The sequence below is a fragment of the Xanthomonas hortorum genome (assembly GCF_040279205.1).
GTDB classification, from domain to species: domain Bacteria; phylum Pseudomonadota; class Gammaproteobacteria; order Xanthomonadales; family Xanthomonadaceae; genus Xanthomonas; species Xanthomonas hortorum_F.
Genome location: NZ_JBEOLS010000001.1, coordinates 64,787 through 88,285, shown reverse-complemented (window position 1 = coordinate 88,285; position 23,499 = coordinate 64,787). Strand labels below are relative to the sequence as shown.

The window sequence follows — 23,499 nt, the reverse complement described above, 5'->3', positions numbered from 1 at the left end:
ACCGGCTCGCCATCGGCTCGGCTACCCTGCACGGATGACCGAACACCTCACTGACCTGCCCTCCGCCGTGCAGCGGATCCTGCGACGTATCGAAGGCCCCTTGCGCGTCGGAGCACCGCTGGGCATCGGCAAGCCGCATCGGCTGTTGAACGCCTTGTATGCGCAGCTCAAGGACACACCGTCACGACCGCTGGCGCTGTACACGGCGCTGTCGCTCAATCCGCCCAAGCCCGGTGCGGGGCTGGAGGCGCGCTTTGCCGCGCCGTTCGTTGCACGCCATTTCGGTGACGACTTTCCGCGCTTGGCGTATGTCGACGACATGCTGCGCGACGCATTGCCGGAGCATGTGCAGGTGGAAGAGTTCTACATGCAGTCCGGCGGCTTGCTGCACTCCACCCAGGCGCAGGCCGACTACACGAGTCTGAACTACACGCACGCCGCTGCAGCGGTGGCGCAACGCGCGCCCAACCTGATCGTGCAGAAGGTGGCGCGCGAACCGGGAGGCACGCGGTTGTCGCTGTCGTGCAACAACGACATCACCCAGGACACGCTCGATGCGGTGCAGGCGCTCGGACTGCCACGTCCACTGTTGGTGGCGGAAATCGATACGCAACTGCCCTGGATCGGCGGCACTGCAGCGGTGGACGAGGCGTTCTTCGATCTGGTCATCGACCTGCCCGGCCCGTCGCCGCGCCTGTTCGGCTTGCCGCGGCAACCGGTGAACACCATCGACTACGCGATCGGTTTGTATGCCAGCACGCTGGTCCGCGATGGCGGCACATTGCAGATCGGCATCGGCACGTTGGCCGATGCGCTGAGCCATGCGCTGGTGCTGCGACAGACCGACAACGCGACCTATCGTCGCGTGCTGCATGCACTGGATCCGGAGCTGGAACAGCATCCTGCGGTGCGCGCCAGCGGTGGTCTGGAGCCCTTCGAGATCGGCCTGTACGGTTGCAGCGAAATGCTCAATGAGGGCTTCAAGCAGCTGGTGGACTGCGGCGTGATCCGCCGCAAGGTGCACGACGATCTGCCGCTGATGCAGCGCATCGCCGACGGCAGTGCCGATGCAGCCGATCACGCGCGGCTGGCACGCGAAGGCGAGTTTCTGCATGGCGCGTTCTATCTTGGTTCGCCGGACTTCTACCAATGGCTGCGCGATCTGGATGCGAAGACCCGCGATGCCATCGGCATGCGCCGCATCAGCGAGATCAATCAGCTTTACGGTGGTAACGAAACATTGGAGCGCTTGCAACGCCATCAGGCCCGCTTCTTCAACTCCTGCATGATGGCCACCGCGCTCGGCGCGGCGGTGTCCGATGGGCTTGACGATGGGCGCGTGGTCTCCGGTGTCGGTGGCCAGTACAACTTCGTGGCGATGGCGCATGCCTTGCCGCAGGCACGCAGCGCGCTGATGCTGCGGGCCACCCGCGATGCCGGAGCACATGCGGCGAGCAATGTGCGCTGGAATTATGGGCACACCACCATCCCGCGCCATCTGCGCGATCTGTACATCACCGAGTACGGCATCGCCGATCTGCGTCACCAGACCGATCAGGACTGCGTGCTGGCGATGGCGAGCATCTGCGATGCGCGCTTTCAGGATGCATTGCTTGCCACAGCAAAGACATCGCGCAAGCTGCGTGGCGACCCTGCACTGTCTGCCCGCGCACAACGCAATACACCGCAAGCGCTGGAACAGGCATTGGCGCCGTTTCGCCGCGACGGCAGCCTGCCGGACTACCCACTCGGCAGTGACTTCACCGAAGTCGAGCAACGCGTGCTACGCGCCCTGACCTGGCTCAAACGCGCCACTGCCAGCAACAGCGCGAAACTGACGACGGTGTGGCGCGCACTGCTGTCGCGAGATGCGGGCGATACAAATGACGCTGCCTGCTTGCAACGCATGGCATTGGACACGCCACGCGGCATCGGTGAGCGCGTGCAGGCGCGGCTGCTGGCATACGCGTTGCGCAAGACCAGATCGCACTGAGAGCGGCTTTGCCGGGATGTGCCGAGAAACGATGTCATGGCGCGTTTATCGCATTGTGACCCACGACGGCAACACTGCGGAAAGCGTTGCGTCAAATTTGGCCGGGATGATGGCGACCACCTTCTTTCCGGCTTCGGTGCATGCGCTTTCTACACGCTTTTTTTTCGGCTTTGAATCCAGGCGATGACAGCAAAGCGAAGCCATCGCGCGTGAAGCGAAGCACTGCGAGACACGCTGCATTTTGCGGCGTGTTGATGATGGCCAGCGTCACTTCACACGCCGCACCTCGCCTCACCGATCTGCAATACATCGGTAGCCACAACAGCTACCACGCCGGCTTCGCCCCCAGCGAAGCGGCACTGCTGAAACAACTGAGCCCGGAATTGTTCGCAGCACTGGATTATCGCCATCCAGCGCTGACGCAACAGTTGGACGATGGCGTCAGACAGCTCGAACTGGATGTGTTTGCCGACGCGAACGGTGGCCGCTACGCGCACCCGGCGATCGTCGCGCAGATCGCCAAGGCCGGCTTGCCACCCGCACCGCCAAGCGCACCAGCCGGCGTGATGGACAAGCCCGGCTTCAAGGTCATGCATGTGCAGGATGTGGATCAGCGCAGCAACTGCCAACCCTTGATCGCCTGCCTGCAGGGAGTGCGCGCGTGGTCGAAGCAGCACCCTGGGCACGTGCCGATCTTCATCCTGCTGGAAACCAAACAGGCAGCGGTGAAGCTAAGCTTTCCGACCGTGCAGCCGGAGCCGTTCGATACCGCGGCGCTGGATGCCCTGGATGCCGAACTGCGCTCGGTATTTCAGCCCGGCGAGTACCTTAGCCCCGACCAAGTCCGTGGCACGGCAGCTACGCTCAACGCCGCTGTGCTCGCGCATGGCTGGCCATCCTTGCACGAAGCACGCGGCAAGGTCGTGTTCCTGCTCGACCAGCGCGCGGCCGGTGCGAGCTACCTGCCCGGGCATCCGTCATTACGCGGACGGGTGTGCTTCACCAACGCCGTGCCGGGCGAAGACGATGCCGCGTTTACTGAACTCAACGATGGCCCCGTCGAGAAGATCAACCAGCTGGTGAAAGCTGGCTATCTGGTGCGCACACGGGCCGATGCGGACCTGAAGGAAGCGCTGCACAACGACACCACACGCCGCAACAGCATGCTTGCAAGCGGTGCGCAGTTGCTCAGCACCGACTTCCCCGCACACGAGCCGGCCAGCAACGGTTACGTGGTGCGCTTCGATGGCGATGCGGTCGCACGCTGCAATCCGCAGCTTGCGCACGCGCATTGCAAGGGCGTCGACCTCACGCATTGAGTGGGGTCACGTCCGCAATCGCACCACCCACGCCACACCACACAGACCTGTCGCAATGGAAGGCGTCGGCGATCCACGTCTGTGCCCGCGTCATGCGGGCCGGGCACCCCACGTTCTCCAACTACGCGAGCCAACTGCATGCAGCACCCCCGCACTTTCCATCGTCTGACCTGCGCCATTGCGCTGGCGCTGTCCGCACCTGCGTTTGCCGAGACTCCTGAGCCCGCTACCACCACACTGGATTCGGTCAACGTACAGGCCAAGCACGCTGCCACACCGGGATCGCTCAACGAACAGCGCCTGTCCAGCAGCGTCAACAGCGTGATGAGCAAGCAGCAGATCGATGCCATTCCGTCGGGCGGCATCGCCGATGTCGTGTCGCACATGCCGGGCCTTTCCGCTTACAGCGACATGCATCTGGGCCAGGCCACCACTGGCGAAAATGCCTACGTCAGCATCCGCGGCATGGATGCCAGCTACAACGCATATACGCTCAACGGCTTCGGCATGCCCGAGACCGATTCGTCCACGCGCGCCATCTCGTTGAACATGCTGGCCCCGTTCGGCATCCAGTCGGTGCAGGTGTCGAAATCGCCCACACCCGACATGCCCGGCGACTCGATCGGCGGTGCGATCGACATGCGCACGCCCAACGCCTTCGACTTCGATCGCGACGTCTATGCCAAGACCACTGCGCAAGGTCAGTTCAACGCGCTGGCCTCCGACCTGGGCGGCAAGGACACCGGCGGCACCTTCCAGCAGGAGCTGGCCTGGAAGTTTGGCGACGGCCATGCCTTCGGCCTCTACGCATCGGCCTATTACGGCAAGAACAACAACATGGCGCAGGCGCCGGCGCCCAACAGCAAGTATGTGCCGGCCGATCCTGCATTCGCCAGTGCAACGGACCTGCGCGATGTCGGCCCACTGATCAGCACCCGCTACAAGTACAGCCTCTACACCAGTGAGATCGAACGCTATGGCGGCAATCTCTCGCTCGATTGGCAAGGCGACAACAGCGCGCTGTATGCGCGTGCCATCTACGGCAGCTACGGCGTGACCGGGCAGCAGGATCAGTCCAGCGCGCGCCTGGAAACCTATCGCAACCAGCCCACCGCCGTGCGCGGCGGCTACTTCAACACCCACGATATCGACGAGAAGCTGGCAACACTGCAGCTGGGAGGCCAGACCACGCTGGATCGCCTGCGCTTCGACTATGGCGCTTCCGTCGGTCGCGGTACCCGCAGCCGACCGGACTACGTGTCGGCCAGTCTGTATGGTTTTACGCCCGGTAGCTTCGCCTTCGACCTCAGCAATCCACGCTATCCGAGCATCGCGCCAAGCTCGCCTGCATTGAAGGACTTCTTCTACAACCTGGATTCGTCGCTGTTGTGGAAGGTGCAGGGGCATGACGCCGGCAGTCACGACAACCGCGTCAACGCGCACACCGATATCACCTACCAGGTCGATGGCGATGTGCTGGACAGCGTCAAAGTCGGCCTGTCTGCCGATCACTCCGACCGCGGCGCCTACGATCATCCGTTCTTCCACAAGGACGGCAACTTCGTCACCAATGGTCCTTACTTTGGCGGGCCCAATTACGCGTTTCCCACTGCTGGCGGCCCGCCGCTGAGCGCGATCCCGGGACGTGTCACCAATAACGCGTTCGATGGCCGTTACGCAGGCCCGTTCAAACTGCTCAACCGCAACTGGATGCTCGCGCAGGCGTTGCCTTACAAGTACGTCAACGATCCCAATGGTGCAGGCGTCTATACGGCCAACGACTACAACGCCAACACCACCTCCAGCACCGAGGCGATCTATTCCGGTTACGCGATGGCCGCGCTGCACATCGGTTCGGTGAGCGTGCTGCCCGGTGTGCGCTACGAGCTGACGCGCTACTCGGCCGAATCCTGGCAATCCAGCGGCGATGGCAGCACCGGCAATTTCGTCGGCACCGGCAGCACCTATGGGCAAGTGTTGCCGGGCATCAGCGTCAACTATCGGCCAGACGATCTCACCGTATACCGCGCTTCATTGCGCCGCAGTTTCAGCCGCCCGGCGTTCGGCCTGATTTCCGGCGAGACGGTGTACACCATCGACGACACCCAGCAGGTGGTCGGCATCTCCAAGCCCAATCCCGATCTGCATCCGAGCAAGGCCGACAACGCCGATCTCTCCGCCGAGTTCTACGACCACAACGGCGGCGTACTCAGTGCATCGACCTATTACAAGCGCATCACCGGCTTCATCTACACCTCGCAATCGGCGACCAGCAACGACAACACGCTGGGCGGCCTGGTACCGACCGGCACCACGTTCGAAAACGGCGTGCCGGTGACGATGCCGCAGAACGGTGGCACCGCCAAGCTCTATGGCCTGGAGTTGGCGGCGAGCAAACGCCTGCAGGACTTGCCGGGCATCTGGAGCAATTTCGGCGTCACCGCCAACCTCACGCTGCAACACAGCGAAGCAGACAGCAGGCGAAGCGATCAACCGGAAAAAACCTGGTTGCCACGCGCGCCGGAGCGCATCTACAACCTGGATCTGTTCTACGACGATACGCATCTGCGCACCGACCTGAGCTACAACTACACCGGCCTGCAATTGCTGGGCTTGACCAGCGACCGGCTCAACTACTACCTGCAACCGGTGAAGTCGTTGGACTTCAATGCCACCTACCATTTGCCGCACCACATCGATGTGGGTGTGTCGGCCAAGAACCTGCTCAATGCGGCAACGTTCTACGAAACGCAGGGCAAATCCAAACGCTACATGGCCTACGATCCCGGCGCCGATGGTGCGTATGTACAGACCGGCCGGGTGTACATGCTGACGTTGGGCTATACCTACTGACGGCAGACCTGCAGACAGATGCGGCACGATGTCTGCAGCTGCAAACACCAGGTTTGCGCTGATCCAATCGATCGCCTGACTGACATACAGGCGATCGATTGTTGCGCGGTGCACGACTCCCTCCGCCGCCCGGGTAGACGCATGAGCAGCAGGCGAACGCGTCGACTCGGCAGCTGCGCGGAGGCGAGATAGCAGGTATCCACTTCTGACCCGCATCGATACTGCGGTTTCAGTCAGTCCCGGTGCAGCCATTTCACGCAGACCACGCAGGCAGCTCGGGCAAGGTGCGCGCATGCCTCTTTCGGACCTGCTCATGCCCTCACGCTCCTACGCTCGCGCCTGCCTGCTCACTCTCGCCCTGAGCGCTTCATTGTCTGCACTGGCGCAAGCGCCGCAGCCCGTTGCTGCACCTGCACCTGCAGCAACGCCAGCGGCGAATGTCGTGCCGAGCGGCCCGCGTTCGGATCTGCACGCGCAGGTACTGCTGGATCGCGCGCATTTTTCGCCGGGGCAGATCGATGGCGAGCGCGGCTCCAATCAAAAGCGTGCCGTCTCCGGGTTTCAGGCCGCGCACAACATCAAGGTGACCGGTGAGTTGGATGACGCGACCTGGCAGGCCTTGCAGGCCGACGCCACGCCGGCGCTGGTGCAATACACGCTCACCGCTGCCGATGTCGCCGGACCGTTCCAGCCGATTCCCAAGGGCCCGGCCGAACAGGCCAAGCTGCCCTCGCTCGGCTACACCTCGGTGGATGAGGCACTGGGCGAGCGGTTTCATGCCGACCCCGAACTGCTACGCCAACTCAACCCCGGCGTAGACCTGAGCAAGGCCGGGGCCGTAATCCAGGTTCCCAACATCGACGGTGTCCCGCCACTGGCCAAGCCGGCCAAGCTGGTGGTCGACAAATCCGAGTCGACGCTGCGCCTGTTTGATGCCGACGGCAAGGTCTATGCGCAGTTCCCGGTGTCTTCCGGCAGCAAGCACGACCCGCTGCCGATCGGCCGCTGGAAGGTCCTGGGCGTGGCGCGTGATCCGGTGTTCAAGTACAACCCCAAGCTGTTCTGGGACGCGAAAAAGGGCGATCAAAAGGCGACCTTGCCGTCGGGTCCGAACAATCCGGTCGGCCGCGTGTGGATCGACCTGTCCAAGCCGCATTACGGCCTGCACGGCACGCCGGAACCCGGTCATGTCGGCAAGACCGAATCGCATGGCTGCGTGCGCCTGACCAACTGGGACGTGGTCAATCTGGCCAGCGTGGTCGGCCCGTCAATGCCGGTGGTGATGCAGGAGTAAGCATGAAACTGCTGATGATGCTGGTGGTAGGTGTGTTGCTGGGTGCAGCCGGCTATTGGTGGCTGGAACGTGAGGCGCCGCAGGCGACAGTAGAGCCAGCGCCCACTGCTGCACCCGTGGCAACACAGCACGACGCGGCGCATACCGAACTGGCAGCATCTGCTGCTCCGGCAGCCGCGCCACCGCCAGCCGTTGCCGCTGCGCCGGCAACCGCTGCGGCGCCAGTCAATACGCCTGCGGTAGCAACGCCCGCGCCACCAGCTGGCACCGCAGTTTCAGGTGCTGGCTTGTTGATTCCGGTACAAGGCGTCAGCAGCAGCCAACTGCAGGACACCTTCACCGACGCACGTAGCGAAGGCCGCGTGCACGATGCCATCGACATCCTCGCACCCACCGGAACAGCGGTCCTCGCAGTGGCAGACGGCACGGTCGAGAAACTCTTCAACAGCGAACGCGGCGGCCTGACGCTGTATCAGTTCGACCCGAGTGGCACGTATTGCTACTACTACGCACATCTGGAGCGCTACGCCGATGGTCTGGCGGAAAAACAGCCGATCAAGCGCGGCCAGATCATTGGCTATGTGGGCAGCACAGGTAACGCAGATCCTGCGGCACCGCATCTGCATTTCGAGATCCATCGCCTCGGGCCGGAAAAAGAATGGTGGAAGGGCGAAGTCGTGAATCCGTATCCCGTCTTGCATGGCGATCAGACACTGCAGTGATGCACTGACGCTGTGGCGTACATAAAGGCCTGCGCGTCATGCGCAGGCCTTTGTACTTAAATCAACATCCCACCAGACACCTCGATGCGCTGCGCATTGATCCAACCGGTGCCCGGCGCCAGCAATGCAGCCACCACCGGTCCGATATCGTCCGGCAGCCCAGGGCGGCCTAATGCAGTGACCGAGGAAATCATCGCGTTGACCTGCGCGTTGTCACGCACGCTGCCGCCATTGAAGTCGGTTTCGATCGCACCCGGTGCCAACGTATTGGCACGGATGCCACGCGCGCCCAGCTCTTTGGCCAGATAGCGGGTGAACACTTCCACCCCGCCCTTCATCATCGCGTAGGCCGACGAACCCGGCAGTGCAAAACGTGCAAGGCCGCTGGACACGTTGAGGATGCGTCCGCCATCGGCAATCAGCGGCAGCAACGTCTGGGTCAGGAAGTACGGTCCCTTGAGATGGATGTTGAACAGCGCATCGAATTGCGCAGGCGTGGTCTCGGCAATGGGCGCATGCAAGCCGGTGCCGGCGTTGTTGACCAATGCATCGAAGTGGCTGCGACCCCAACCGGTCAGCACCTCCTTCAGTTGAGCGGCAAATGCAGCGAAGCCCTCGACATCGGCGACATCCAGCTGCAAGGCATGCGCGCGACGCCCCAGCGTCTGGATGTCTGCGACGACTGCAGCAGCCTCGCCTGCTTCGCTGCGATAGGTCAGCACAATGTCGCTGCCGTCGGCAGCGAGCGCGAGCGCGGCGTTGCGGCCCAGGCCGCGGCTGCCACCGGTGATCAACGTGATGGGGGTGGTGTTCGACATGCTGTACTCCGGGGATGAGGGATGATGCCGAGAACGACCGCACGCCTGTAAGGACGTCAGGCGCATCGGTGCCTGGCATTGGTGTCTGCCAGTGATCTTGTAGCGCGCGTCTGCGCGCCAGCCTGCGACGGTATGGGTATCGCGTCGTTGCAAAGACTATTGCGCTTGCCGCGCCGCATAAATCAGCTCAGGCTGATTGCACCGTTCAAAAGTATCGACCAATCGATGGACACCATGGAGTCGTTGCGCGCATTCCTGCGTGTGGCCGAGCTCGGCAGTTTCACCCGCGCCGCCGAAACCTTGGGCCTGCCCAAGGCCAGCGTCTCCACTGCCGTGCAACGGCTTGAAGCGTCGCTCGGTACCCAGCTGTTGCATCGCACTACACGCCGCGTGCAACTCACTGGCGACGGCACCGCGTTCTATCAGCGCAGCCGCGATTTGCTCGATGACATGGACGAGTTGCAAGGCATGTTTCAGCGCGACCGTAGCCAGTTGCGAGGGCGCTTGCGGGTGGACATGTCGTCCGGCATTGCGCGCAATTTCGTGATTCCCGCCTTGCCGGTATTTTTGGCACTGCATCCACAACTGGAAGTGGAGATCAGCGGCACCGACCGCCGCGTGGATGTGGTGCGCGAAGGCTTCGATTGCGTGTTGCGCGTGGGCACGCTCGAAGACACCAACCTGGTCGCGCGACCGCTCGGCGCGTTTCGCATCATCAACTGCGCCAGTGCGGATTACCTGACGCGGCGTGGCATACCGCGCTGTCTGGACGATCTGGCGCAGCACGATCTGGTGCATTACGTGCCGACGCTGGGCCAGCGGTCATCCGGCTTCGAGTATCACGACGGGCAGACCTATCAACTGCTGCCAATGCGCGGCCCGGTGACGGTCAACAACGGCGATGCCTATCTTGCTGCGGCATTGGCGGGCCTGGGCATCATCCAGGCACCGGCCAGCCCGTTGCGCCCACACCTGGATAGCGGCGCCTTGATCGAGGTGCTGGCCGCCATCGCGCCCGAACCGATGCCGGTCACGCTGCTCTACGCGCAGCGTCGCCACCTGCCGCAACGCGTACGTGCGTTCATGGATTGGGTGGCAGAAGTGATGGCGCCGCATCTGGAACCGCTGTAGCCCTGGGCCACCGTCGATGTGATTGCCGGCACGCCTTCGCGTGTGCGTGTGCGTGTGCGTGTGCAGGCAAGCCTATGCAACGTGCTGACACTTGCGGGAAAGGCTTCCGCTTGCGCGCCAGCTCGGCACCACCCAAGCAAACTGATGTCAGCACGCAGCACAGGCGGTAGAAAGCGCAGCAGATCTACGATCACCCAGAAGGGATGCAGACACAAAAAAAACAGGCACCTTTTGCAAGGTGCCTGCATCGTTGCAACAACAGGCCAGGCGCTGAAATCGCGCCCGACATGGTCAGCGATCAGAATGTGTAGTTGAAGGTCAGCATGCCGTTGCGCGAGGCGCCCCATGCGCCATAGCCACCGTTGAACTGCGAGTAATAGCGCTTGTCGAGCAGGTTGTCGACATTGAGCTGCACCGAAAACTGCGGCGACAACCGGTAGCGCGCGAATGCACTGACCAGCGCATAGGCGCTCTGCTGGAAGGTGCCGTACACCGGGTCCACGTAGTACGAACGGTTCTGCCAGTTGACGCCGCCGCCCACCGTGAGATCGCTCCACGCGCCTTGCGGGGTGTAGCTGTTGAACAGCTTGAGAGTGGTGCGCGGCAGATGCGTGTTGATCGAGGTGCCGTTGTCATCGCGGGCGGTGTAGTGCGAGGCACCGAAGGTGGTATTCCAGCCAGCGGTCACGCGGCCGGAGATCTCGAAATCGAAGCCTTCGCTCACCACGCCGTTGGCGGCCTGGTACGCCGATTCGCTGCTACCGGGAACAAAGCCGCCAGTGGCCACGCCCAGGTTGTCCTGCTCGATGCGGAAGACCGCAAGCGAGGCGTTGAGCCTGTCGTCGAACCACGCTGCCTTGACGCCGGCTTCGTAGCCCTTGCCGCTCAACGGGTCCAGATAGCCGCCATTGGCATCGCGCAGGGTCTGCGGGTTGAAGATTTCGGTGTAGCTGACGTAGGTCGACCACACATCGTTGATGTCGTACACCAGGCCGGCGTACGGGGTGACTTCGGTCTGGGTGTCGGAAAACGGCACCAGGCCTTGCGTCGTCGAATCGAAGTTGCGGCCATCGATCTGCCAATCGGTATAGCGCGCGCCCACCAGCAGCGTCAGCGGTTCGGCCAGCGAGAACCGTGCGGCCACGTAAGCGGCCTTCTGCTTGATGGTGCCGTCGCTCTGCACCGTGCGCGGGCTCCAGTTGGGTTCCGGGTACGCGCCGGTCCAGCCGAAGTAGCTGTCCAGCGGCGCCGGGAAATCGAAGGTGCCGTTGTTGACGTACTCGCGGCGGTTGTAGCTGGCGCCGGCAACCAGATGATGCTCGCGGCCGAACAGCTGGAACGGGCCTTCCGCATAGACATCGGCGCCATCGGCCTTGCGCTCGGTCAGGTAGTTGCCCGAATACGGCACCACGCCGCCACCGGTGGCGCGGTCGAACCCGAAGATCGTATAGAACGGATAGAACAGGTGATTGGCCGCTTCGGTCTTCTCATGGCTCAGATTGGCCTTGAGGTTCCAACCGTTGTCGAAGCTCTGCTGCAGGCTGGCGAAGGTGCGCTGCAGACGCGTATCCCAGAACGTCCAGTCGGCCGCCGGGTTGAACGAGCGGTCGTAGTTGGTGCGGGTGCCATCGCTGTAGAACAGCGGGAAGCCGCCCCAGGTGACATCGTTCGATTCCTTCTTCTGGTACTCGTAGCCCACGCTCAGCAAGGTGCTGTCGGTGAGGTCGGCATCGATGATTGCCGAGCCGATCTTCTTGCGCATGCTGTAGCGGTCCATATCCGACTCGCCGTCCTGGTACACGCCGATCACGCGCGCACGCACGGTGCCTTCTGGGCTCAGCGGCACGGTGACATCGGCCACGCTGCGGGTCTTGTTGAAATCGCCGCCGCCGACCGACACGGTGCCGGTGAAGTCGCGGCTGAGCGCGTGCTTGCGCACCAGATTGATCGAGGCCGACGGATTGCCCGAGCCGGTCAGCAGACCGGTGGCGCCGCGCACCACTTCGACGCGGTCGTACAGCGCCACGTCCAGCGCCGAATCGCCGTAGCTCCAGGCCTGCTCCATATAGGCCGGGATACCGTCGAACTGGTAGTTGTCGATGTAGAAGCCGCGCGAGAAGAACTCCAGCCGCTCGCTGTCGCTCTGCGCCACCGAGATGCCGGTGACGTTGTTGAGCACGTCGGTGATGCTCTGCAGGTTCTGGTCGTCCATGCGGTCACGGGTGATCACGGTGACCGACTGCGGAATCTCGCGCAGCGACAGGTTCATACGCGTGCCGGCGGTGGTCTTCTCCACCGTATAGCCCTTAGCCTGTTCGCCCTGCACGATCATCCGGTCCAGCGTGGTGACCTCGGCATCGGCGGCGGCAACGGGCGTCTCGGCCAGGGCCTGGCCGGCGGCCAGCGTGCACAGCGCAGCGAACAGCGCGCGCGGCAGGGCATGACGACGCGCGCCCATGGAAACATGACGCAACTCGGTACTACGGATCATCGGGAACTCCAACGCAGACGGAATCAGACCACGCGCTGCGAAGACGCCGCGCCGGCAACAAGGGGGGAGGAAGCGGTGTGCCGTACTAGCGGCAGCGCGCCATTTTAATGGGAATGATTCACATTTTAAATAGCTAGGTTGACATTTTTTTAGCAATTGCTTGACATAAGCGAGCGCTACCTGGATGGGAGCGCGTTTCGCAGGATCTGGTCACTCCAGCGGAGATCAGCAAGGCGTACTTCGATGGTCTTTCTGCCCGGAGCAAGCAATTCCTGCTGCTGCCACACACCGGGCACGACCCCAACCCGCCGATGATGGAGGCACAGTTGAAGGTGCTGACCAGGATCCGCGCCTCGGCGCTGGCCAACGACGCGCACTGAAGCGCGCCACGCTTCCGTTGAACGATGACGCATCGCGCATCGCTCACGAGGCTCAACAAAAAAGCCGGCTTTCGCCGGCTTTTTCTTTCAGGCAACACGCAAGGCGTTACAGCGCCTTGGCTGCCGCAACCACATGCTCGGCGGTGATCTTGAAGTACGCATACAGCTGGTCGGCCGGTGCCGAGGCACCGAAGGTGTCGATACCGACCACATCGCCATCCAGGCCCACGTACTTGCGCCAGAAGCCGGTCACGCCCGCTTCCACCGCCACGCGCTTGCGCACCGCGTTCGGCAGCACCGATTCGCGATAAGCCGCATCCTGGCGATCGAACACATCGGTGGACGGCATCGACACCACGCGTGTCTTCAGGCCGGCCGCATCCAGGGTCTGCTTGGCTTCCACCGCCAGCCCGACTTCCGAACCGGTGGCGATCAGGATCACGTCGGGCGTACCACCTTCGGCATCGGCCAGCACATAACCGCCGCGCTCGATCAGCTTGAGCTGCTCGTCACTGCGCGGCTGGTGCTGCAGGTTCTGGCGACTGAACACCAGGCAGCTCGGGCCGTCCTTGCGGGTGATGGCGGCCTTCCAGCTCACCGCCGATTCCACCGCATCGCCCGGGCGCCACACATCGTTGTTGGGGATGTAGCGCAGCGAGGCCAAGTGTTCCACCGGCTGATGGGTCGGGCCGTCCTCGCCCAGGCCGATCGAGTCGTGCGTGTACACGTGGATGGCATGGGCCGGATTCAAGGCGCTCATGCGCACGCCGTTGCGCGCGTAATCGCTGAACACCAGGAAGGTGGCGTCGAACGGAATGAAGCCGCCATGCAGCGCCAGACCGTTGGCGATGGCAGTCATGCCGAACTCGCGCACGCCGTAGTAGACGTAGTTGGCATCCGGATCATCGGTGGCCACCGACTTGCTGGCCTTCCACAAGGTCAGATTGGAATGCGCCAGATCGGCCGAACCGCCGATCAGTTCCGGCAACAGCGGTGCGAACGCTTCGATCGCCAGCTGCGAGGCCTTGCGCGAGGCAATGGTCTGGCCGTCCTGCTGCGCCTTGGCGATGTAGGCATCGGCCTGGGCGATGAAGTCGGCCGGCAGCTCGGCGTGCGAGCGACGGGTCAGTTCGGCAGCTTCGGTGGCGTACTGCTTGCCGTACTTGTCGAACAGCTGCTCCCACTCGGCCTGACGCAGCGTGCCGGTGCCGCCTGCACGCCAGCCGGCGTAGATCTCTTCGGGAATTTCGAAGGGGCCGTACGGCCACTCCAGCGCCTTGCGCGCGCCTTCCAGTTCTTCCTTGCCCAGCGGCGCGCCGTGCGAGGATTCCTTGCCGGCCTTGCTGGGCGCACCGAAGCCGATCTTGGTGCGGCAGCAGATCAGCGTGGGCTTGTCGGTGTTCTCCAGCGCGGCTTCGATGGCGGCCTTGATCTTCTCGGCATCGTGCCCGTCCACATCACGGATCACGTGCCAGCCATAGGCCTCGAAACGCGCCGGGGTGTTGTCGCTGAACCAGCCATCGGTGTTGCCGTCGATGGAGATGTGGTTGTTGTCCCAGAACGCAACCAGCTTGCCCAGGCCCCAGGTACCAGCCAGCGAAGCGGCTTCATGCGAGATGCCTTCCATCATGCAGCCATCGCCCATGAACACCCAGGTGCGGTGGTCGACGATTTCCAGCTCCGGGCGGTTGTAGCGCTGCGCCAGCAACTTCTCGGCCAGCGCAAACCCGACCGCATTGGCAAAGCCCTGCCCGAGCGGACCGGTGGTGGTCTCGATGCCGGGGGTCTCGCTGCGCTCGGGGTGGCCGGCGGTCTTGCTGTGCAGCTGACGGAACTGCTTGAGCTGCTCGATCGGCAGGTCGTAGCCGGACAGGTGCAGCAATGCGTACTGCAGCATCGAGCCATGGCCGTTGGACAGCACGAAACGGTCGCGGTTGAACCACTGCGGATTGTTCGGGTTGTGCCGGAAGAAATCGTTCCACAGCACTTCGGCAATATCGGCCATGCCCATCGGCATGCCGGGATGGCCGGATTTGGCGGCTTCGACCGCATCTGCGGCGAGAAAACGGATGGCGTTGGCCAGCTGGCGGCGGGTGGGCTGGGTCATGGGCGTCTATGGAAGCGGAGGGGAACACCGCTGGAAGCGGAGCCGCTTATTCTCCCACAGAGCGCGTTAGGGAGCCGGGATTGGAGAGGCGGGATTCGGGATTGGTGAAGCCGGAGCCGGAGCCTCTGCAGCCTCGTCCGCAGTGCAACATTGCAGCAGGCGGCGCAGACGCTGCCACGACATCGCAGGACCTGACCTGGCACCTGACGATCGCAACAGCCCGCTCCAACGAATCCCCAATCCCTACTCCCGAATCCCTACTCCTCACCCTTCGCCACCAACGTCGTCAACGCCAGATCGCCGGTCACATTCAACGCCGTGCGGCACATATCCAGGAAGTGATTGACGCCCAGGATCATGCCGATGCCGACCGGGTTGACCCCGACCATCGCGCAGATCAGCGCCACCACCGGCAGCGAGCCCGACGGCACACCCGCGGTGCCGATGCCGCCCAAAATGCAGACCAGCATCACCATGAACTGCTGGCCGATGCTCAGGTCCACATTGAAGAACTGCGCCAGGAAGATCACCGTCACCCCTTCGAACAACGCGGTGCCGTTCTGGTTGGCGGTGGCGCCCACGGTCAGCACAAAGCGCGACACCCGCGGCGGCAGGCCCATCTCATCAGCCACGCGCAGGGCGGTCGGCAAGGTCGCATTACTGGACGCAGTGGAGAACGCCATCATCGTGGCCTCCTGGGTCTGCTTGAAGAAGCCGATCGGCGAACGCCCGGCGAACTTCACTGCCAGCCCGTAGCTGACCACCATGTGCAGGCCCAGCGCCAACACCACCACGCCCACGTAGGCGCCCAGGCGGATCAACAGATCGAAGCCGAACAGCGCAGCCAGATTGAACATGAAACAGGCCACCGCATACGGCGCCAGGCGAATCACCAGCCCGATCAAGGTCATCGAGATTTCGAAGATGCCCTCGATGCCGCGCTTGAGCGTGGCGACCTTTTCATCTGCGGTCAGCACCATGCCCACGCCGAACATCACCGCAAAAAACATCAGCGACAAAATCGCGCCATTGCTGGACGCCGCAGCGATCACGTTGCTGGGCACGATCGACAACAGCATGTCCATGCCCTGCGGCTGGGTGCCGGAGCTGGAAATGATCTCGCGGGTGCGCTCGGCGTTTTCCTGGATCAGCTGATTAGCCAGCTGTGGATCCACGCCAGCCCCAGGCTTGAGCACATTCACCAACACCAGGCCGAGCAACACCGCCACGCCGGACAGCACGACGGTGTAGCCCAAGGTGCGCCAACCCACGCGCCCCAGCGCACGGATGTCGCCCATTTCGGAAATGCCCATCACCAATGCCGAGAACAGCAGCGGCACGATCAACATGAAGATCAGATTGAGAAAAATCTGCGAGAACGGAGTGGTGACGTACTTGGTGACCACGCGCACCCAGTCGGCATCGCTGCCGGCAAGGTAGTAGACGGCCAACCCCAACACCAGGCCGACGGCGAAGCCAATGCCCATCTTCCAATGCAGGGGCAGGCCCGGGCGGCGTGCGGCTGGGGATGCAGTCATCTGGTCGGGCCTTGATCTGTACACAAGGGCCGGAGCTTAACAAACGCCATCGATGCGGCCACCTACCCGACGTGCCGCTGCGCGCCTGCCCGAGGGTAGGTGTCCCTCTCGACGTCAGGTGATGCAGGCGTTGGCGCGGGAGCGGGCGAGAGTCCTGCAACCAGTCTGCTGCCCTAATCGCTCTGCAATTAGCGCATCCACATCGTCTAATCAGCTTGAAGCGGCAAAGATTTCGAGTCTTGCCGTTGCTAGATGCAGCCAAAAGCCTTGTTAGTCGAGGGTACGATGCCTTATAGCTTTAGATCAAAAGCCTGGTTGGTCGAGGGCGCGGTGCCCTCGCCGCTCGCGGGACACGCCGCAAGTACGTCCCTGTAGGCTCGGTGGCGGCATCCATGCCGCCACACGGTCCCGCAAGCGGCGAGGACACCGCACCAGAGAGTCTGCAGGTTGCTTCGTTGAAAGCCTGCCTTTCGTTTGCCTTGCGTTGAAAAGCTGATCGGACAAGCCGTTATTGAACCAACGCACGTCTTGCCCCGCTTGTAACCGTGCACACCGACCATCTCGACTGGTCCTTGCCTGCCTACCGTCGCGGGACCTTACGCGGCATGGATGCCGCGTAAGAGCCTACATGGACGTACTTGCGGCGTGTCCCGCGATGGTGGGCGGGCAAGGGCCCTGCAGCCAAACCGCAGCCCCAACGCTCTGTTTTCAGCAACACAGTTAGCAAGCCACGCACAACCGGAATCGACGAGTCGCAGCACTACACGGCCTGGCGACCATCCAGGCCCCATTAGCAACTGTCGCTGCAGCGCAGCAGATCAACGCGCCGGCGGATACAGCGGCGCCAATACCTCCGGTTCCGCAGCCGTTGCATGGCGCCAACGCGGGCCTTTGGAAAACGCCTCGCGCAACGCTGTACGCGCAGCGGCCACATCACCATCACCGCCCCAGCGCGCGCGCTGCATCTGCGCCACTGCTGCGCGCTGGGCCGGGTCGCTCAACGCGGCCAGCACACTGTCGATGTCAGCAACACCGGCCATGCCGCAGAGTACCGCCGCCACATCGTCCATCCCGCCGGTATCGAGCGCGCGCCGCAATTCGGCCACACCATGGGTGGCACGCCGACCGGAGGCGGGTGCATCGCTGCCATTGGTCACCGGCGCACCGCGCGAACCGCCGCGACGCAGCAACAACGCCCACGCAAGCGTGGCGAACCACAACAACGCGAAACCGATCGCCGCACCGATCCAGCCCCACGGCCGTTGCGCAGCGGCGGGTTGCTGCAGGCTCAGCGTGCTAGCCGCAGGAGCTGGAGCAACGTTATCCGGCAACGGATTTGCTGCTGGCGCAGGCGCGGGCGCCGCAAACGCACCGCTACCCGCAGCCACATCCAATGTGAGATCCGGCAGCGACGCAGTCTTGGCCGCCGCTGCACCCACATCCCACCACGCCACCTGCAAACCCGGCACCACCAACGGGCCGGCGCGGTTGGGCACGATCGAATAGCGCCGGGTCAGCCGCAGCTGCGGCGAACCGTCCACGAAGCGTTCTTCGTACTGCGCCGGCTCGGCGAACACCTGCGCGTCGGGCACGCTAGGAGTAGGCAGTTCAGGAAACTGCGCCTGGGTGGCGCCGCGTGCGCTGGCTTCCACCACGATTTGCGCCGCTTCACCAGCAGTCGCACGTTGCGGCGTGGTGGTGTAACGCAGTTGCAGACTGCGCAGCGGCAACCACGGCTGCGGCGCGTTGGCCGGCTGCGCACGCACCTGCAGCGGAATGCTGGCGCTGCGCGCGGTCAGCTCGCCATTACCGCGACCGAAGTAATCATGGAAAAAACCACCGACCGAACGCCCATTGAAACGCGCCGACGGCAACAGTAAGCGCCCACTGCGCTCGGGCACCAGCAAATAGCGCCGCTCCACCACGTTGTATTGACGATTGTTGACCAGCTTGACCGAACTGACGTCATCGCCAATGCGCTGCAGCGATGCGCCATCGGGCGCTTCCAGATCCAGCTCGCCGGAGGCCAGCTGCGTAGCGAAGTACAAACGCACCACCACGCCCACACTTTGCTGCACGTAGGGCTGCGGGTCGTCCACCTGCGTTTCGACGAAGGCGTCTTCATTGCCCTGCGCCGCACTCGGCCCGCCTGGCGCGCTGCCACCAGCGCTGCCGGTGCTGCCGGTGCCCGCATTGTTTGCCGCCCCAACCACCTGCAACCGCAGCGGCTCGGTGCGCTCGTTACCGACGCGTATCGCCGGCACGATCAGCTCGCCGCTCTTGCGCGGCGTCAACACCACGCCGAACAACGCACGCACCGTCACCGAGCCGTTGGTCACCTGCATCTGTTGATTGGCGCTCTTGGCACCCAGTGCGAAGTCGTTGCGCAACGGCGTGTAATCCGGATCGACACCGCGTTGATCGGTTTCGATGTTCAACATCACCACATCGCCGACATTGGCGCTGTCGCGGTCCAGCCAGGCGCGCGTTACCGCACCGACGGGTGCGGAAGCGAGCATCACCATGCTGGCCAGCATCGCGATCGCCGCGCGGCGTAAGTGGTGTGTGCCGATCATCGTCCGTCCCGTTGCCTGCGTTCGTGTTCCAGCCTGAATTTGGTGCGCAGCAAGCTGCCCGGATCGTCCGGAACGCGCCGCAACCAGGCATCCACCGCCTGCCGTTGCTCGCGCTGTTCCGGCGTCTCGCTGACGGCTGCGGCTTCCTGCTTGCCATTTGCATCGGCGCTCTTGTCGCCGGCCTGCGCCATCGCCTGCTGCATCTTTTGCCGCTGCGCGGCATCGGCCTGCTGCTGCGCCTGCGCATCGGCCGACTGCGGCGGCGCGTCCTGCTTGCTCTGCTCGCCTTGCCTGCTCTTGGATTGCTGGTCTTGCGACTTTCCATCCTGCGGCGTCTGCGCCGGAGAGGGCTGATCCTTGCTGTCCTGTTTGCCTTGGGTGCCCTGCTTATCCTGCCCGTCTTGGCCAGCGTTTTGGTTGTCTTGTCTGTTCTGCCCGGACTGATTTTGGCCGGGCTTGTTCTGACCGGATTGCTTCTGCTCTTTGGACTGGCCCTTGCCGTCCTTGTTGTTCTGCTGTTGACGCTTGCGCGCCGCATCCACCGCCGCACGATTGGCGATGGCGTCCTGCTGGTCGGGGTGTTGCTTCAGCGCACGGTCGTACGCCGCAATCGCTTCGTCGTACTGCCCCTGCCGGGCCAGCGCGTTGCCAAGGTTGTACAGGCCCTCATCAGTGGGCACACCTTCAAACGCTTTCTGTGCCGCAGCGAAATCGCCTTTGCGATACGCCTGCACGCCTGCATCCAGACGTTGTTGTTGCACCTGATCGGCGCGTTGCCACAACGTACTCTCTGCTGCGTGCGCGGGCTGGGCCAACGGCAATACACACACCAATGCGAGTACCGCCACAACCGCACGACGGCGGAACGCCAGCAGCGCCAACAGCATCACCGGCAGCAGCAGCCAGTAGCCTTCGTCCAGCCAGGTCTTGCCGCCATTGGACTCGGCCGCTTCATCGGCCAAGGGCTGCTGCGTAGGATCGAGCACCCCCAGCGCACGCAAATCCGAATCATCCGCTGCAATGCGCGCATAACGCCCACCGCCCTGCCCGGCCAGATCGCGCAGGCTGGCTTCGTCCAGCTTCGCCTGTGCGATTTCGCCGGTACTTGTGCGATAGGCAGCGCCGCGCTCGCTACCCACACCGAGCGCAGACACGCTGAATCCACGCGAATGCGCCAGCCGTGCAGAACTGCCAGCCACACGATCCGCACTATCGCTGACCAACAGAATGTCGCCTTGTTTGAAGCCCGCCTGCACCAGCAACTGCGTGGCCGCATCGATCGCCGCATCGGCGCGCTTGCCATCCACCGGCATCACCGATGGCGACAACGCGTCCAGAAACAACGCCACATTGGCCGTGTCTTCAGTGAGCGGTGCAACGGTGAAGGTTTCGCCTGCATAGACCAGCAGCGCGACTTCGCCACCGGCGCGCTTGCGTAACAGCGTGGCCAGTTTCGCGCGCGCCTGCAGCAAGCGCGATGGCGGCAAATCGTTGGCATTGATGCTGGAGGACAGATCCAGCGCCACCACCAGCGGCATGCTGGAGTGATACACCGGCCGCTCGACCTGCCGCCAACTCGGCCCGGTCATTGCCACCACCGCAAGCGCATACGTCAACGCAGCCAGTACGAAGCCGAGCCATCCGCGCTGACCACCGGAGACCAGTAACTTGGGCAACAGATGCGCATCCACACTGTGCCGCCATACCTCCGCATCGCGTCGGCGCAGGTGCCAGAGCAGCGCTGCCGGCACGATGGCCAGCAGCGCCCATAGCAAGGTCGGTCGCAGCAGATGCAACGACTGCAATGCCGCTGTCAACTCGGCCAGCGCGTTCATCGCCATCTCCGCGGCAGCACGTAGGCCAGCAGCGCAATCAAGATGGCAGCGCCCAACGGCCAATAATAGCGCTCCACGCGTGGCTGCACCGATGGCCCCATTGCCTTTACCGGTTCCAACCGATCCAGTTCGGCATAAATGCCAGCCAGTTCCTCGGTGTCGCGTGCGCGGAAGAAGCGCCCGCCGGTCTGTTCGGCGATCTTGCGCAACCCGGCTTCATCGATATCGTCATTGCCACCGGCCGGAATCGGCACGCCGAACAAGGAATACCCACCGCTGCCGCCGAAGGCGATGGTGTGCACGCGTACGCCTTCGGTCTTGGCGAGTTCGGCGGCTTTCAGTGGATTGAGCACGCCAGCGGTGTTGACGCCATCGGTGAGCAGCACCACCACGCGTTGCCCCTGCTTCTGCTCGCGTAGCCGCTTGACCGACAGTGCAATCGCATCGCCAATCGCGGTTTCACGCCCGGCCAAGCCCACCACACTGTCGGCCAGCTGGTCGCGCACGGAGGTCAGATCCGCGGTCAACGGCGTCAGCGCATAGGCGCGTTGGCCGAACACCAACAAGCCGACACGATCGCCTTCGCGGCGATCCAGAAAGTCCGACAACACCGCCTTGGCCGCTGTCAGGCGATCGACCACGCTGCCGCCGAGCACCATATCCGGCTCGCTCATGCTGCCGGACAGATCCACCGCCAGCATCATCTGTCGCGCCTCGCGCGGCGGCTGGATCACCTCGCCCAGTTGTTGCGGACGCGCAAGCGCCGCACACAACAAGAACCAGCCCAACCATGCCAACCAGCGCGGCATCCGCAATGCCGGCACACGTTGCGCTTGTGCAACTGCCTGCAATTGGTCGGCGTAGGGCACGCGCAGCGCAGCCGCATCGGCACGCTGTTGCGGCCAGAACCACATCAGTAACGGCAGCGGCATCAACCACCATGCCCACGGCCACGCACAGTGCGCAAGCGCGTCCTGCCATTGCGACCACTGCAGCCAGTTCATCGCTGGCCCCGCATCAGACTCAGAAAACGCTGTCGCGCCAGTGCCTGCACGGCATCCAGATCTGCAACCGCCGGCGCGCGTTGAAATCCGCCATCCAGCACGGCGCGGCCCGGCCCTTGCGAAAACGCATGGGTCTTGCTTTTGCGGCCATCCAGAAACTGCAGCCACGCCTCGCCCTGCAACCGATCGGCCTGCGCATCGACGCTGCGCGCCGCACGCCGCAACAACACCGACAGCGTCGCCAAGCGCTGCGCGGGAGTTGTCGTGTTCTGCAGTTCGGCATCGAATGCCGCCAACCAACGGTGCTGCTGCCGGCGACGACGCCACCACCAGAACCATGCGGCACCGAACACAAGCACCACTGCGGCGATCACCAACCACCACCCCATCGCCAACGGCCACCACGACGGCGACGGCGGCAGATGGACATCGCGCAACGGGAGCGATTGCGGCGCCATCGTCATCGGCCCCGCACCGCGTTACTGCCGCCCAACCAGGCATCGCTGGCATCGTCGGTGGACAGGCGATGCAAGCGCACACCGCGTGCCTGCAATACCGACGTCAGTTGCTCCAGCGGCGCGACGAATTCGGCCTGCCAGCGCGCACGTCCGGCCTGCGTGGAGAGATCGATCGCAATGCGCTCGCCACGCACATCGAAGGTGAGTGCACGTGCAGGTGGTGCCAATTCCAACGGGTCGACCAGCACGATCACCACGACTTCGTGATGCAATGCCAAGCCCGACCAGCGCGCCTCGGAGATCTTGCTGGCGCTACGTGCATCGGCCAACACGGTCAGCCGCGCACCGGGGCGCAGCAAGCGTGCAGCATGCTCCAATGCGACATCCAGCCCGGCATCTCCCGATGGCGGCTGCGCATACCAGCGCGCCAATGCGTCCAGCACCGGCAACACACCGCGCTGGCCGGAACGCGGCGCGATCGGTGCTTCACTGGCGGTGCCACGCAGTGCGGCAATGCGGTCGCCCTGCCGCTGCGCCAACCACGCCGCAACGCCCCCCGCACGCGCCGCCTGCACCGATTTGTAGCGCACCCGCGTGCCGAAGAAGATCGATGGTGCAGTGTCGGCCACGATCAGACTCAAGCGTTCGCGCTCGGCCTGGAAGAGTTTGGTGTGCGCTCGCCCGGTGCGTGCGGTGACGCGCCAATCGATATGCCGCGCATCGTCGCCGGCCACGTACTCGCGCGATTCGGCGTATTCCATTCCACGCCCGCGCGTTGCCGCCGGCACCGGCCCCACCAAGCCATGCCGGCCACGGCCTGGCTGACCGCGATGGGTCACGGTGCCGCGCAGCGCGATCAACTCGGCAAGCGTTGGGCGCAGACCATCGCCGGAGACGGACGGCGGAACAATTGCAGGGGGCGAGGACGGCATCGAAGACATCGGATTCTGGCGAGAGGGCGGCATACCTCAGCGACACGC

General features: G+C 63.8%; 15 protein-coding genes and 1 pseudogene. 7 read left to right on the top strand and 9 right to left on the bottom strand.

All coding sequences use genetic code 11. The features are described 5' to 3' along the window. The first annotated feature begins 34 nt into the window (after window positions 1-34). The 5 genes from ABS769_RS00375 (at window position 35) to ABS769_RS00355 (ending at window position 8,181) form a co-directional block, all read left to right on the top strand. On the top strand, window positions 35-1,993 hold the full coding sequence (locus ABS769_RS00375; RefSeq protein WP_317059794.1) for an acetyl-CoA hydrolase/transferase C-terminal domain-containing protein: 1,959 nt from the start codon (window positions 35-37) through the stop codon (window positions 1,991-1,993). 140 nt (window positions 1,994-2,133) lie between these two features. After that, complete coding sequence (locus ABS769_RS00370) at window positions 2,134-3,312, top strand: phosphatidylinositol-specific phospholipase C1-like protein (RefSeq protein ID WP_350498041.1); 1,179 nt, start codon at window positions 2,134-2,136, stop codon at window positions 3,310-3,312. A 138-nt stretch (window positions 3,313-3,450) separates the two neighbouring features. Then, window positions 3,451-6,165: a TonB-dependent receptor gene (locus tag ABS769_RS00365; protein ID WP_317059792.1), complete on the top strand. Its 2,715-nt coding sequence runs from the start codon at window positions 3,451-3,453 to the stop codon at window positions 6,163-6,165. A gap of 370 nt (window positions 6,166-6,535) precedes the next feature. Continuing rightward, entirely contained in the window at window positions 6,536-7,459 is a 924-nt protein-coding gene (locus tag ABS769_RS00360) for a L,D-transpeptidase family protein (RefSeq protein WP_317059934.1), read from the top strand. 2 nt (window positions 7,460-7,461) lie between these two features. After that, complete coding sequence (locus tag ABS769_RS00355; RefSeq protein WP_350498040.1) at window positions 7,462-8,181, top strand: peptidoglycan DD-metalloendopeptidase family protein; 720 nt, start codon at window positions 7,462-7,464, stop codon at window positions 8,179-8,181. Between the two features lie 56 nt (window positions 8,182-8,237). Here ABS769_RS00355 and ABS769_RS00350 read toward each other — a convergent pair whose 3' ends face one another. Further along, window positions 8,238-8,999: an SDR family NAD(P)-dependent oxidoreductase gene (locus ABS769_RS00350; protein ID WP_317059789.1), complete on the bottom strand. Its 762-nt coding sequence runs from the start codon at window positions 8,997-8,999 to the stop codon at window positions 8,238-8,240. Window positions 9,000-9,158: 159 nt separating this feature from the next. On the opposite strand from ABS769_RS00350, the gene ABS769_RS00345 reads away from it, so the two are divergent. Beyond that, entirely contained in the window at window positions 9,159-10,130 is a 972-nt protein-coding gene (locus tag ABS769_RS00345; protein WP_317059933.1) for a LysR family transcriptional regulator, read from the top strand. A gap of 298 nt (window positions 10,131-10,428) precedes the next feature. Here the strand turns inward: ABS769_RS00345 and fhuE are convergent, their stop codons facing one another. Further along, window positions 10,429-12,621 carry a ferric-rhodotorulic acid/ferric-coprogen receptor FhuE gene (gene fhuE, locus ABS769_RS00340; protein WP_317059788.1) on the bottom strand — a complete coding sequence of 731 codons (2,193 nt, stop codon included), beginning with the start codon at window positions 12,619-12,621 and terminating at the stop codon, window positions 10,429-10,431. Between the two features lie 200 nt (window positions 12,622-12,821). Here fhuE and ABS769_RS00335 point away from each other — a divergent pair. Continuing rightward, window positions 12,822-13,001 (top strand): annotated as a pseudogene (locus ABS769_RS00335) (alpha/beta hydrolase); the annotation flags it as partial. 106 nt (window positions 13,002-13,107) lie between these two features. Here the strand turns inward: ABS769_RS00335 and tkt are convergent. The 7 genes from tkt to ABS769_RS00300 all read right to left on the bottom strand — a co-directional run bounded on the left by tkt (window position 13,108) and on the right by ABS769_RS00300 (window position 23,484). Next, on the bottom strand, window positions 13,108-15,108 hold the full coding sequence (tkt, locus tag ABS769_RS00330) for a transketolase (protein WP_317059787.1): 2,001 nt from the start codon (window positions 15,106-15,108) through the stop codon (window positions 13,108-13,110). Window positions 15,109-15,365: 257 nt separating this feature from the next. After that, window positions 15,366-16,646 (bottom strand): dicarboxylate/amino acid:cation symporter, encoded by a 1,281-nt coding sequence (locus ABS769_RS00325; protein WP_268214290.1) that lies wholly within the window; start codon window positions 16,644-16,646, stop codon window positions 15,366-15,368. A gap of 818 nt (window positions 16,647-17,464) precedes the next feature. Next, entirely contained in the window at window positions 17,465-19,222 is a 1,758-nt protein-coding gene (locus ABS769_RS00320) for a BatD family protein (RefSeq protein WP_317059786.1), read from the bottom strand. Further along, window positions 19,219-21,057 (bottom strand): tetratricopeptide repeat protein, encoded by a 1,839-nt coding sequence (locus ABS769_RS00315; protein ID WP_317059785.1) that lies wholly within the window; start codon window positions 21,055-21,057, stop codon window positions 19,219-19,221. Before ABS769_RS00315 ends, ABS769_RS00320 begins: the two co-directional genes overlap by 4 nt. Next, window positions 21,054-22,061 carry a vWA domain-containing protein gene (locus ABS769_RS00310; protein WP_317059783.1) on the bottom strand — a complete coding sequence of 336 codons (1,008 nt, stop codon included), beginning with the start codon at window positions 22,059-22,061 and terminating at the stop codon, window positions 21,054-21,056. The genes ABS769_RS00315 and ABS769_RS00310 overlap by 4 nt, the downstream gene beginning before the upstream one ends. Further along, window positions 22,058-22,519, bottom strand: coding sequence for a DUF4381 domain-containing protein (locus ABS769_RS00305; protein ID WP_317059932.1), 462 nt, complete (start codon window positions 22,517-22,519; stop codon window positions 22,058-22,060). The genes ABS769_RS00310 and ABS769_RS00305 overlap by 4 nt, the downstream gene beginning before the upstream one ends. Before the next feature lie 2 nt (window positions 22,520-22,521). Next, window positions 22,522-23,484, bottom strand: coding sequence for a DUF58 domain-containing protein (locus tag ABS769_RS00300; RefSeq protein ID WP_317059781.1), 963 nt, complete (start codon window positions 23,482-23,484; stop codon window positions 22,522-22,524). Between the last annotated feature and the right edge of the window lie 15 nt (window positions 23,485-23,499).